Annotated in this window: 12 protein-coding genes; all 12 read right to left on the bottom strand. The window is 37.9% G+C overall.

Features of this window, described 5'->3' with window-relative positions:
* Position 1 precedes the first annotated feature (1 nt).
* The 12 genes from ACSSS3_RS12000 to ACSSS3_RS11945 all read right to left on the bottom strand — a co-directional run bounded on the left by ACSSS3_RS12000 (position 2) and on the right by ACSSS3_RS11945 (position 13589).
* Positions 2 to 799 carry a polysaccharide biosynthesis/export family protein gene (locus ACSSS3_RS12000; protein ID WP_442844808.1) on the bottom strand — a complete coding sequence of 266 codons (798 nt, stop codon included), beginning with the start codon at positions 797 to 799 and terminating at the stop codon, positions 2 to 4.
* Positions 800 to 862: 63 nt separating this feature from the next.
* Positions 863 to 2209, bottom strand: coding sequence for an exopolysaccharide biosynthesis polyprenyl glycosylphosphotransferase (locus ACSSS3_RS11995; RefSeq protein WP_442844807.1), 1347 nt, complete (start codon positions 2207 to 2209; stop codon positions 863 to 865).
* Between the two features lie 34 nt (positions 2210 to 2243).
* Complete coding sequence (locus tag ACSSS3_RS11990) at positions 2244 to 3005, bottom strand: glycosyltransferase family 2 protein (protein WP_442844806.1); 762 nt, start codon at positions 3003 to 3005, stop codon at positions 2244 to 2246.
* A 916-nt stretch (positions 3006 to 3921) separates the two neighbouring features.
* Positions 3922 to 5277: a PL29 family lyase N-terminal domain-containing protein gene (locus ACSSS3_RS11985; protein WP_442844805.1), complete on the bottom strand. Its 1356-nt coding sequence runs from the start codon at positions 5275 to 5277 to the stop codon at positions 3922 to 3924.
* Between the two features lie 792 nt (positions 5278 to 6069).
* Positions 6070 to 7014, bottom strand: a complete 945-nt coding sequence (locus tag ACSSS3_RS11980; RefSeq protein WP_442844804.1) for a UDP-glucuronic acid decarboxylase family protein — start codon at positions 7012 to 7014, stop codon at positions 6070 to 6072.
* Positions 7015 to 7024: 10 nt separating this feature from the next.
* Positions 7025 to 7990, bottom strand: coding sequence for an NAD-dependent epimerase/dehydratase family protein (locus ACSSS3_RS11975; protein WP_442844803.1), 966 nt, complete (start codon positions 7988 to 7990; stop codon positions 7025 to 7027).
* On the bottom strand, positions 7987 to 8541 hold the full coding sequence (locus ACSSS3_RS11970; RefSeq protein WP_442844802.1) for a WcaF family extracellular polysaccharide biosynthesis acetyltransferase: 555 nt from the start codon (positions 8539 to 8541) through the stop codon (positions 7987 to 7989). The genes ACSSS3_RS11975 and ACSSS3_RS11970 overlap by 4 nt, the downstream gene beginning before the upstream one ends.
* 3 nt (positions 8542 to 8544) lie before the next feature.
* A complete protein-coding gene (locus ACSSS3_RS11965; RefSeq protein ID WP_442844801.1) occupies positions 8545 to 9708 on the bottom strand; it encodes a glycosyltransferase in 1164 nt (387 codons plus the stop codon).
* Between the two features lie 3 nt (positions 9709 to 9711).
* Positions 9712 to 10521, bottom strand: a complete 810-nt coding sequence (locus ACSSS3_RS11960; RefSeq protein WP_442844800.1) for a hypothetical protein — start codon at positions 10519 to 10521, stop codon at positions 9712 to 9714.
* Complete coding sequence (locus tag ACSSS3_RS11955) at positions 10514 to 11710, bottom strand: hypothetical protein (protein ID WP_442844799.1); 1197 nt, start codon at positions 11708 to 11710, stop codon at positions 10514 to 10516. The genes ACSSS3_RS11960 and ACSSS3_RS11955 overlap by 8 nt, the downstream gene beginning before the upstream one ends.
* Positions 11711 to 11745: 35 nt before the next feature.
* Positions 11746 to 12432 carry a CatB-related O-acetyltransferase gene (locus tag ACSSS3_RS11950; protein WP_442844798.1) on the bottom strand — a complete coding sequence of 229 codons (687 nt, stop codon included), beginning with the start codon at positions 12430 to 12432 and terminating at the stop codon, positions 11746 to 11748.
* The gene (locus ACSSS3_RS11945) at positions 12429 to 13589 is read right to left on the bottom strand and encodes a hypothetical protein (RefSeq protein ID WP_442844797.1); all 1161 of its coding nucleotides are present in this window, start codon (positions 13587 to 13589) and stop codon (positions 12429 to 12431) included. The genes ACSSS3_RS11950 and ACSSS3_RS11945 overlap by 4 nt, the downstream gene beginning before the upstream one ends.
* Positions 13590 to 13601: the final 12 nt, after the last annotated feature.

Below are 13601 nucleotides of genomic sequence, written 5' to 3'. Positions count from 1 at the left end.
ACTATCGGGAAATAACAACAATTAAAGAAATAAGTACTGAGGCTACAGAAACATAGAGCGATGCATTTCGGTTATAATTGGCGGCCTGTAAGGCAGGTCTGTTGGGCTCTACCACTACAACATCATTTTGCTTTAAATAAAAATATGGGGAGTTAATCACCTCATTATCGGTAAGATCCAAATAAGCCTTAATCAACCTTCCATCTTCCTCCCGCATTACCAATACATTTTCCCGACGACCGTATATAGTCATATCCCCGGCCAAGCCTAAGGCCTTTGGTAAACTGATATATTCATCGCTGATTGAAAATGTACCGGGTTTCGCAACCTCTCCCAATACCGAAATTTGAAAATTGACTACCCGTACGTTTACAATAGGTTTTTTAACATATACTCCTATTGCCTCTTCCAATTTTTGAGCCAATTCCCTTCGCGTAAGCCCGGCTACATCTATTTCTCCAAGTACCGGAAATGAAATAGCACCTTCATTACTTACTAAGTAGGTCTGCAATTGAGGGGTACCCATAGGGCGAAGACCGCCCTCCAACACATTTCCAACACCCACTACAGGAAGGTTAAAGGGAATTGCAGCTTCTTGTTCTGCTGCTGAAACGCTTATGGTAAGCTGATCATTTGCTTTGATTCGCAATTGGGAGCGCTCAGGCTGCATCAATTCATATACACTGGGTTTTGCCGCGGATGCTTCATTTTCGTAGAAATATACCATGTCTTTTCTCGAAACACAGGAAGTAATCCCCGTAAAAATGAGCAACAGCAATAAAACATTTTTAATATTCATCGATAAAATTTTGTGCAAAAATAGAATTAATTTACAAGTTTTAGAGAGTATTGATAGACTAAATCAATATGCCTTTTCTTCTCCGCGAACAGCGTTAAGTACGGTTTTAAGAATGATTTTAACATCCAGCCATAAGGTCCATTTTTCAACATAAAAGATATCCAAACGGGTACGGTTAACGATATCACTTTGTTCTGCGATTTCCCCCCGGTAACCCCGTATTTGGGCCAGACCGGTAATTCCAGGCTTTACAAAGTGGCGTACCAGGTATTTATCTACCGAGCTTTGATACTGCTCGGTATGCAGTTCCATATGCGGGCGGGGGCCCACCACACTCATATCGCCTAAAAACACATTAAAAAACTGGGGCAATTCATCAATACTGGTACGCCGTAGTACCCGCCCCAAACGCGTCACCCGGTCGTCGTTTTTGGTCATCATCTTACGATCTGCATCTTCGGTGGTGATCATGGAGCGAAATTTATAACACCAAAACACCTGCTTATTCACCCCATGCCGTTTTTGCTTAAAAAAAACGGGGCCCGGTGCACTGCGTTGCATCAGGAGATAGATTATGGGGGTTAGCCAACTCAGGATACCTACAATCACCAGTCCCGAAAACACCACATCAAAACACCGCTTGACAGCTTTGGCATAGGGCCGGTCCAGAGGTAATTCTCTTAAATTGAGCACCGGTATATTCTCGTACAATTCGATGTTCATCGCCCGGGTAAATACCTCCTTATTATCGGGAATGATTTTAAGCTTGGTCAAATTGTTATCGGCATAGGCAATCAGGTTAAATAACTGGGGCTGCGACAATCGCGAAGCCATACAAAAAATCTCGTGCACATCATGCTTCCGCATATAGCCAAAGGCTTCTTCAATCTTTCCCAGATAGGTAGGGCTGGGCGAATGCGCGTTATCAAAATAACCCAGATAGCGATAACCCAAATCGGGCTCATCAAACACCTTGCGTATTTTCTTGAGATTGCGATCCCGTCCGATGACCACCACATTCACGGCGTTCCCACCTTCCTCCCGATACCGGGCCCGGGCATAATAGAACAGTACCCGGTAAGCCAGCAGACTTCCAAATAAACCCAGCAGTACACGGGCGTGATAGCCTAAAGAGCCCAGGCCGGTTTTACTCAGGCTAAACCATGCAAAATACGCCAGGCTAAAGAGCACATACAATTGTATGGGCTTGTGAATATTGGTAAAAAAGCGTTCCTTTCGGGCGGTGGGATAATAGTCAATCGCATAGGCACTCAGCAGCCAGGCGGCATTGTAAAAGAGTATCGTATTCACGTTAAAGTACAGCCCGGGAATAAACCAGGCTAAAAATCCATTCAACAGAGTTAAATGGATCAAAATACTTACAGGTATGATATACAGCGAACGCTTCATGATGGCTTTAAACTACCGGCAAAACTAAATGCTTTTAACTAAACTTCTTAAACTTTGGGATGAGATATTGCGGGATTTTCCGGCCTATTTTAGAAAAAAGGGTATAATACCCCAACAAACCAAACTTACGAATGATCTGTAAATCTTCTGTCGACTTCCGCTTTTGCAGGCTGGCCGTGGTGCTTTTGCCTCCCAGACGCATCTTAACCAGCCAGGCCTTTAAAAAATAGGTCTTTAAAGCGGGAGCCTTAAACCAGCGCAGCGAAATCTCATAATCACTCGCGATTCGATAGCCTTCATCATAAGGTCCATAGGTATCAAAAACTTCCCGTTTAACATAGATCGTGGTATGTAATGGGATCCATCCCCAGTTTAAATACCGCTTTTTAAAAGGCTTACTGCGATACACCCGCTTAACCGTATTGATGTCATCCCGGTCAACGTACATCCCATTGCCGTAAACCAAATCAGCCCCGCTGTGCTCAAAGGCCGCTGCCACCTGTGCCAGGGTATCGGAAGCATAAAACAAATCATCCGAATGCAAAATGCCGATCACAGCTCCCGTGGCTTTTTGAATCCCTTTATTCAGCGCATTATAAAGCCCCTTGTCCGGTTCAGAGATATAGTATCCCAATTTATCAGCATAGGCCTCAATCACCTCCTGCGTGCCATCGGTAGAACACCCGTCGATAACCAGGTGCTCCACCTCTGCATAGGTCTGCCCCAATACACTCTCGATACACGAAGCGATATGCTCCCGGTTGTTATAGACTATGGTAATGATGGATATTTTCACGAATTGGGTTGTTTGTTATTTGTTATTTGTTATTTGTTAAAAATTATCAGGAATATAGAATGCTGAGTTCAGAGTGCAGAGTTTTTTTACTTCTTTCCTATCACCTTCTACCGCTCACCTCTTACTTTTCACTGCTCATTTGTAATTACTTAATTCCATATAAAAGTCCGAGAACTGCCTACTGATATTGCTGATTAATTCTGAATTAGGAATGCAGAATGGTGAGTTCAATGAGATAAGCAATTCTTTTTACTTTTTGTTCTTTACTCTTTGTTCTCTTTTCAACAACAAAACGCACTCTTGACTCCAAACTCAGAACTTTGAACTGATTTCGTATTTCGTATTTCTAATTTTTTATTATTCGGGCCCCTGAGTGATGCGACCCTGAGAGCATCGTATCGAAGGGTCACTTCTCACCTCTCACCTTTAACCTGCAACCCGCAACCTCAATCAGATGTGATTTCTCGTCGCTTTGGGCTCCTTCGAAATGACTGAAACTGCCCACTGAGACTGCCCACTAATTCTGAATGCAGAATGAAGAGTTTGATGGTATTATTCAATTCTCTCTACTATTTTCTCTTTGTTCTCTTTTCAACAACAAAACGCACTCTTGACTCCAAACTCAGAACTTTGAACTGATTTCGTATTTCGTATTTCTAATTTTTTATTTTTCGGAACCCTGAGTGATGCGACCCTGAGAGCATCGTATCGAAGGGTCTACTTCTCGCTTCTTACTTACAAACGCTCTGGCTTCGATACAAACTTTACTCCGCACCACTCAGTAAAATTCACGCAGCCGACACGGAAACAATTCAGAATTCAAAATGCAGAGTGATGAGTTATTTCGTATTGCGAATTCAACAAAACTAAGAGTGCCGGGACCTAATACGTATTATACCGGTGTTAAACTGCTATTTTACTCCGACATACCTAAATCTAGCATGCGCTGATAGGTCAAATTTGCAATGACCCGATTCCCTTTTTCATTAAAATGCACCCCATCACTAAGAAATTGAGGCGGACATTCCCCCATCTCCATAGCGAATAGATCTTCGGGTGTTGGTGTATAACCACCATCCCGTAAAGCATTGGAAGCCAGATATCTTCTCAAATTGATAAAACGAGCTCCAAACTCAGCCTGCATTGCGGTTTCAATAGCTTTCATTCGCGATACAGATCCTGCTTTATGTAAACCGATAATGATATAATCTGCAGACCCACTGAACTCTGCGATTTTTTTATACTGAGCAACTAAATCATCAGGAGAACTGAAGCCTCCATTCTGACCGATAAAATAAATATTAGCATACAAATTGCGCAATTCCCGCATCGAAGAAGTAAATACCAACGATTGTGCTGGCACAGAATAGGATTCTCCGGGGTATTTCCGCTGAATGGTATATTTACCATCTGCGTCATTCCAGGAAGTCCCGGTCCATCTTAGTATACATTCAATCCCTCCTATTTTACAGGAGTTTACAGTTGAAAAACCTCCCTGCAATAAAGGTCTGACATCCGCTTCTGGCGTATGTAGAGACATAAAGGGTGGATTTACATAATCCCCAAGTATCAGCTCTTCCGTATCTTCAGGAAATACAAAAGGTTTATCAATATACATCGGCAATCCGCCCTGCCGCGCTCCAATGGTCAGTGAATTTTCCCCACCTACCCCGCAATTTACAATAGAATATGTCGCCCCTAAGATATTTTGTAAAAGCACAGGCCATTGATTACCGGCCGTTAAACTATCGCCCCAACAGGCGATACGCTTATTACCTATAGCATAAGGCACTTTCAGGATGGAACCATCCGAAAAGTCAAATTGAAAGCCGGTAAGCGTTTGTACAATAGCAGTAATTCGGGGTGCATCAGCCCCCTCAACTCCGTTGGCCGCTGTACCTGTATCCGTACCATTAATTATCCAGTTGCCGCTGTTTCCAATTTCTACAGTAGGGGTCATCCCGTCCTGTGCCATCGCATTGACACCGGTATCTACCCCATCTACAAACCAGTTTCCACTAGCTCCTATTTTAATGATCGGAGTCTTTCCATCCTCTAAATTGATGGCACTTCCATCCGAAAAAACAATTCGGTAACCATTTGTGTCTTCTTCAACTCCGGTAATACTCAAATTGGCCTGCAAAGCTTCAAGTATTTGAGCCTGAGCATTTACTTCCCGGCGTAAGTTATCCAGATCTTCCCGAAGTTCAGACACACAGGAATTAAAACAAAAAAATACCAGAGCTAATAAAACAATATTCCGTCTCATCATAACAGCGTTTGTGATCATTAAACGCAAAACTCTTAAAAAAATATTAAAAACGCTTACGGAATTCCATAAATAGAGTCTAAAGAATTAAAAAAATTGCTGAATTCCCTTGGGTCTCTAAACGGATTGATACGTTAGCAGAAATCGTATTGAAGGAACAACCTCAAAGCTTTGGCTTCAATTCAAATTTTACTGCACTTTTCTCTGTAAAATTCGCGCAGCTGACGCGGAAATAATTGGGGATTCAGAATGCAGAGTGATGAGTTATTTTGTATTGCGTATGTATCAAAACGCTATGGCTTCGATACAAACTTCACTCCGCTTCGCTCTGTAAAATTCACTCAGCAAACGCGGAAACAATTCAGAATGCAGAGTGATGAGTTTTTTTATCCTCATCCCCAACCCTTCTCCCAAGGAAAAGGGGGCAAAACTCTAATATGTTTAAAAATCCTACTATATACAAACCCGAAGGGTATAACGATTTCCTTCCCTCGGTTCAGAATAGCCGCAAGGACAGAGCGTTAAGAAAAGGTCTGGTAGACCTTTTTAGCGAATGAGCCAGGTGGCGCATAGGCATTAATATCTTAACCTTTCTTTTGTTAAGCCTGCCCTGAGCGATAGCCGAAGGGTTTCTTTGGAAAAGCAAATCGACGACAGGAGATTCACGAGCTCCAAAACCAATAAGCAATAGCGAACTAAACCGAGATTCGAGGTTCAAGAGCTCCAAAACCAATAAGCAATAGCGAGCTAAAGAAAATGAACAAAGACACTACTTAAACTAATGAAAAATTTGACCTAAGAGTTCTTAAGAACCTTATCAAAATAAGAAATCGTTTTCTCAAGCCCATCCCTCAGTTCCACACGAGACTCCCAGCCGTTTAGCTTTTCATAGGCCAAAGAAGTATCCGGCTTGCGCTGCTTGGGATCATCCTGAGGCAAAGGCATAAACTTCAATTGGGATTTCGAACTGGTGAGCTCCAAAACAGTTTCCGCAAGCTCCAGCATGGTAAACTCTCCGGGATTCCCCAGATTTACCGGGCCTATAAATCCAGGGTCTGAGGCCATCATCCGGCACATCCCTTCTATTAAATCGTCTACATACTGAAACGAACGGGTTTGGGTCCCGTCGCCAAAGATGGTAAGGTCTTCCCCTTTTAAAGCCTGTGCGATAAAATTAGAAACCACCCGTCCATCATCCGGATGCATATTGGGCCCGTAGGTATTAAAGATGCGTACTATTTTAATGTCTACTTTATTGCTGCGATGGTAATCCATAAACAGGGTTTCCGCACAGCGCTTTCCTTCATCATAACAGGAACGCAAGCCTATGGGGTTTACATTCCCCCAATAACTTTCGGGCTGCGGGTGTACGGCAGGGTCGCCGTACACCTCAGAGGTACTGGCCTGTAAAATACGGGCTTTTACCCGCTTGGCCAGACCCAGCATATTGATAGCTCCCATCACCGAGGTTTTAATGGTCTTGATAGGATTGTACTGATAATGTACCGGGCTGGCAGGGCAGGCCAGATTATAGATCTCATCGACTTCAGCATAATAGGGCTCGGTCACATCATGCCGCACGAGTTCAAAATAGGGATTGTCCAGAAGCTCAATCACATTCTGTTTGCTGCCGGTAAAATAATTGTCGAGGCAAATCACTTCATTGCCTTCCTTTAGCAGGCGTTTACACACATGCGACCCGATAAATCCGGCACCTCCGGTAACTAAAATGCGATTCATGAATTGCTGGTTATACTCCTTGTTGTTCCAACCAGGCCACAGTTTTAAATGTACCTTTGAGTCTGCTGACCGGTAAATTTGGAGCAATATTTTTAATCGTCTTCATATCATAAATATTATCTGTAGTCATATTCTTTAACCGAAAACTGGTCATTGGGAATTTTACTCCGAATACCTTTATAATATCACCAAAAAGGGCGGCTCCCTGAAATGCGAAAAAAGGAATCTTAGGTATTTTGATCTTCTTCACATCTGCTATTTCATTAGCCCATTGGCTTATATTATACGGCTCATAGTCGCCAAGATAAAATACCTTGGTATTGACCTGATCTGTTGTTGCATTTAAAATACAGTCAATTTGATATACAAAATTATCAATATAACCGTAAGTCTTTTTACATGCTTTTTCACCCAGGTGAAAATATTTACGCGCTAATACTATTTTGAAAAACAAATTATAAGGCTCACCAAAAAAGGGACCCCAGATAGAAGTAGGTCGTATAATGCACCATGAGTAAGGGGGATTATTTTTCTTAATAATTTCCTCAGTTTTCACTTTACTTTGTCCGTAAATAGTATGGGGATTATAATCGTTATCATCAGAGGGAGTATAACCTGGTTCACAAACATACATGGATGAAGCAAATACGGCTCGTTCTAAGCAGTCAATCTTTAGTAGCACGTCAAGTAAATTCTGGACACCTTCTGTGTTTGCCGCATACGCTTCAACGGTATCTCCATCCAAATCCGTACGCGCGGCTAAATGAATTACAATATGCGGCATAAAGTCAAGTATCTCGGTTTCTAATTCTTCTGGGCGGGTAATATCAATTTCTTTAAAATACTCCAGATGAGTGTCCAGTTTAGGGGCTTTAACATCCACATTTAATATTTCAAAACAACCTGAGGTTTTATAATACTCAATAATGTTTGTACCTATAAATCCTGATCCTCCTGTAACTAATAAACGCTTCATAAAAGCCTGTCTTTAATTATTCGAGCCGGTGTTCCGGCACAGATTTTTCCCTCTTCTAAAATGCTTTTCAAAACTGAACTCCGAGCTGCTATAATAGTTCCTTTGGCCAGGCTGACACCCGGAGCAATATATACATCATTGGTCAACCAGCATTCATCGCTTATGTACACCGGTTTAGCAAATATGTCAAAAGTTGTTTTATTATATTCATGCCCTCCTGTATTTAGATACACCTTATGAGCCAGGGCAACGTGTCGACCGATATAGATTTTCCCGAGGCTGTAAAGTACATTATCCTCGCCAATCCAGCTGTAGTCTCCAATCTCTATATTCCAGGGATAAGTTATTTTAGCTGTCGGCCTTATGAGTACACCTTTCCCGATTTTCGCTCCAAATAATCGTAGTAAAAAACGCCTCCATCCATAAAACACCTGAGGAGACCATGAAAATAAGGTTGATTGCACAATCCACCACAATTGAGTCGTGATTTTTGACCTTCCCCTAAATGTATCGGGTAAACGAAATAAATTTAAGTCTTGATAACTTGTCATATTTTAATTATCCTTTTTAAAAACCTCTTTCATGGTATGTGCAAATGAACCCGGCGTGAACTTTTCTAAATATACTTTTCTGGCATTATCCCCTAAATATATTTTCTCTTCATTTGGAAATGAATTCCATTTTTCTAATAAAGTCTTTGTGCCTTCTATAGTATCAGGAGCAATTAAGCCGGCATTACCCAGTTCAATTTCCCTAAATATATTAACCTGATTACTTATAAGAACCGGTTTACTGCAAGCTAAAGCTTCTGCAACAACAATTCCAAAATTTTCTTGATGACTGCTCAGTGCAAAAGCTTCACATCCATAAAATGCACCCCACTTCAGTTTACCTACTAACATATCGGTAAAATGAATACGTTCATTAGATTTAGCTAAGCCTTTAATGATCTGACCATATTTTGAGTTAATACCTGGACCGGCAATTACAAGATCTGGTTTCTCTGGATTTTGAATCTCATTATACGCTTTTACTAACAGATCTACACCTTTCTTTTCATCAATTCTACTAAGAAATAGGATATAGCTATTATTTATACCAAATTTCAATTTAAAATCGTTGATCCAATTAAAATCACAGTTTGGAGGCGGCTCTACTCCAAAACCTATATTTTCTTCACGTTGGGGAATGTAATGGTTGAAAGTATGTTTAGCTAATACTTTTTCTTGTTGACACGTAAAGAGAAGTCCGGTACTATAATTTACAACATTCTTTTCGAGAATATTCCAAAAAACCCAATTTCGTAATGCTTTAAAACGTCTTGATTTTGCTTTTTGAAAATAAGGATCTAGCATGCCATGAGGCATGACCCACAATTGAGTAGATCTATTTTTGTTTTTGACAAATTCCCTCCAAAACTTATAAGTTCCATAACTAGAATATTGCCAAAGACCATGTATAATAACGACGTCAAATGATGCGAAATGCTCCCGGGCCCAAGGCCTATATTTTTTTGAATATGCGTATAAATTATCAGAACGTCCTAAAGCGTGAATCTTAATTTTTGATTCTTTAACAAAACTTTGATCGGGGTAGTCAAAACTAACAACTTCTGAACTGATATTCAGCCTTGAAAGTGCTTCAACAGAAATTAAAACGGCCTTTGCAACACCTCCAGTTTCAGGATCAATACTTTTAAGTACGTGAAGTATAGTCATAAATCAGTTGCCAGATCGGAAGATTGTTTTCATTGATTTTGTACCAGCTATTAATCGATTTATATAAATTGACATATTCCTCAATCGAAATACCAGCAATACCACTATTCTCTTACTAAAACCTGGCTTTTTTAAACGAGATTTTAATAATTCATGCTCAGCATCTTGCAATGAACCATCTGAAGATAACTGACCAACCTGAAGCGTATAACCTGCACAAAACGCATTTACATATTCAAAAACAGCCCGCTTTTTGATCGCGCGAATCCAAAAATCAGTATCCGCAACTAATTTATAGCTTTCATCAAAACCATTTAAATCAGTAAATAATTCACTTTTAATTAACGTGCTTTGCTGCGTAAATAAAATCACGTCTGAAAAAAATAGCGCTTCAAAATTTTCATAAGAGGGAGAACAAGTCTGTTTGCTAATCACATTAGCGCTCTCATTATAATACAGCACTCTGCCGTAAGCTACATCAACTGTTTTATTTGACAAAACAAGGTCAATTAAATTCCGGTAAGCGGGCAGCCAAAAATCATCATCATTTATAAAAGTTAAATACTCAAAATTTGGAGCATACTTTAGAAGGGCATAGTTAAGCGCAGCATATATTCCTTTGACATGTCCGGGCTCTTCGAGTATCTCTAGCTGAGGATGACTTTCTCCTAAATGTTGAATTTCTTCTTTTGGAGCTATCAATACATGTTTCACATTTGCCCCCCCAATTTCAGCTACACTTTTTACTGTTCTCGCTAATGACTTTCGATTACCTAGGGTTGCAGTCACTACTAAAATAAAAGGATCAGGCATATTTTAAATTATCATTATGGCTTTTTCTTAACCCTATTAAATTATTTTTTATGTTAAGATGATTAAAATAATACATAAAAACAAAGAAATACATTTCAGGAGGGAAGTAATTACCTTCCCGTATTAATTTATAAATAAAATAAACCAGCACTGCTCGAGAGATATGTTCCGAAAGACCAGCTTGACTTGAATATTTTTGTTTAATAAAAAAAATTACTAAAAATATACCTATCAAGCCTAGTTCTGAAATAATCCTCAGAAGCAAAGAATTAGCATCTTCAGCATTCAACTTCTTTAATCTTTCAGGGCCTGAGAAATTTTCATAGCCTGGCAAATTTTCAATATAGCGCTCGTGATTACTGGGGTGAGAACCTAATCCTCCTCCCCAGATAGGACTTTGTAAAAATGATTCCTTAGCTACGTAAAAATTAGATAGGAGAGCGTAAGTACTTAAGTTAACATCTGAAACATCATTTTCGGCAAAAGCTCCTAAGGTATCATCAATCCTCAATCTAAAGTTTGGGATAGAATAATACGCAACGTTACCTGTTAAAATAAGAATCAATACGACAAAAACTATTCTAAATGCTTTTCTCTTTTCGGATGTTAATAGCAATGCAACACCGGCACACAAAAATCCTATAGATGAAAAGCTTAATAATAAGCTTAATGAAACAATAAACCATTTTTTTTTATTAACTCTAAAATTCTTTGTCAATAAGAAAAAAGCCGGAAGAGTAATACCTGCAAAATGGGCAGGCTCCGTAAGTACACTGTGTAAACGATAACTATAATCACCTTGGATAAGAAAGAAATAAAAGAATAATAATAACCCAATAATGCATACATAGTAAACACATTTAATATATGTTTCAAGCACTAAGCCTAGGTAATGTTTGAATAATTTAAAGAAATTATAAAAATAAATCACTGAAATACTAATACCAATGACTTGTAAAAAACCCTTAAAACTATTATGGAATACAAATGTTAATATTGAAGAAACTAATAAGAAAATAGCAAAGAGAACAAAGTATTTAAATACATAGATATTTTTTTTAAATGCGAGAATAATGAAAAGGTTGAATAAAATAATTAGATAATAAAACTTTAAGTCTATAGTACCATAAATTGTTAAGGATTCACTAAAAACTAGAACCATTGTACTATATAAAAGATATTTTAACAAAAAATCATGCTTTAGTGATGAATAAAACTTTTAATTTATACCCTTTCCAAATTAACTTTCAATTTCTCGATATTACGTATGTCTTTAAATTGAATGTGATGACTCTCTATTTTTTTAAATGGATAATCCCACCATTTTGTTGCCTTTAACAACTCTATTTTATCATTTTCAAAACGCATTTTTTTAACTTTAGCTGGTGATCCTACTGCAATTGAGTAATCAGGTATATTTTTAGTCACAATAGATCCTGCACCAATAATACTTCCATCACCAATTGTAACACCATCCATAATAATAACATCAGCACCAATCCATACATCATTTCCAATTTTAATTTTCTCGTATTCTTTGAAATAATTTTTGTTATTATTTATTTTTCCTGTCAAATTATTTGTAGAATAAAAAATTGGATGCGTCGATATCCAATTTATTGGGTGCATACCCATTCCAGATTTTACGTTCGGCCCAATTGAACAAAACTTACCTACTTGAGTATTATTTAAGATACTGCTTTTAGCTATGTAAGAAAAATCATCAATTTTACAATTTGAAATATCACAATTATATAAACAAACGTTTTTTCCAAATTGAGATTGATATATATTACAAATCCCTTTCAATTTTAGGCTGGGAAATTTCCTCTTAAGTTTGATAAATTCATTAACCCTGCAGAAGTGACGATAAAAAGGGGATAGTATAAACTTTATAACATCAAATATCATCTTAAAAATTTCTTTAACACTTTTTGACAACAATAAACTATTAAACATTTTAAATCAGGACTCGAATAATTAAAGTCAAATACAAAATAATTCTTTAATGTATATAGATTAGTTTTCGAAATATTTTTTTTAAAACTAAGATGGAAAAAATTATTATCCGATTTATATATAATATTATTGACTATTGGTCTAAGACTGAGACCATAAGATTTTAAAATTTTATTTTTACGAACCTTTTTAGAAGTTAGTACTAATTCCGTTGAAATGAATTGTAATTCTTTAAGTCCATACATATCAACCGTAAAGTCATAAGATTTCAATTCCGGCTGTAAATTCTTCAATCTATCAGGTAAAATTTCAAAATAACTATCATAAACATTATTGCTTTCAACAATACTTGGTAACACAAATCTATTACGATTGCTGAGAGATACCTGATATTGATGATTACTAGTTAAATTATGAGTGCCTGAATCACCATAATTTGTTGCAAGAGAATAATTAGGATACACGAAATAAAGATTACTTTCTACGAGATATCCTATGAAATATTTTAACCAAGAGCTCTCAGGCCACTTTTTAATATAACTGGGCATATTAATTAAGGATATGTCCTGTGCCTTATCATACCAACTTCTAAATCCTGACCATTGCTTTTTTGTCCAAGCTTGCCCCCAAGACGAAGCAATCTGTAAAAAATGAACATCGAAATTATCCCCTATTGGTCTAAAATTTAATGAATTGACAAAATTCTTTTGGTGAGTATATAGTGAAACTCCACCAATCATATCCTCATTTTCATAATGACTAAGAGTGTATCTTGCGTAATTGTAAAATTCTTTACTTACAAACAAGTCATCTTCTAATAAAATTAAAGAACCATATTTCCTAGTTAAATCTCCACAGGAAATTACATGTTTTCTTAAACCTTGATTGGATTTATGAATAAGAACCTCCTTGAGACCGTGCTCCCAAATAAAATTTTCAGAAATCTCTACAACTTCAGTGTGCTGAGTACTGTTATGGAAATCTATACTAATAATAAGATTTATTGATCTATTGGGATAGTTTGCTATTTTAATGGAATTGAGTAATCTCTTTAAGGAATTGGGCCGATTGAAGGCAACAACAACTATGCAAGGATTGGGAATATTCATTTGGTTTATTCG

Origin of the sequence: Leeuwenhoekiella sp. H156, assembly GCF_052218455.1 — a bacterium.
In the GTDB taxonomy this organism is placed as follows: domain Bacteria; phylum Bacteroidota; class Bacteroidia; order Flavobacteriales; family Flavobacteriaceae; genus Leeuwenhoekiella; species Leeuwenhoekiella parthenopeia.
The sequence above is the reverse complement of the archived record's forward strand: the minus strand, read 5'-3'. Positions and strand labels throughout refer to the sequence as shown.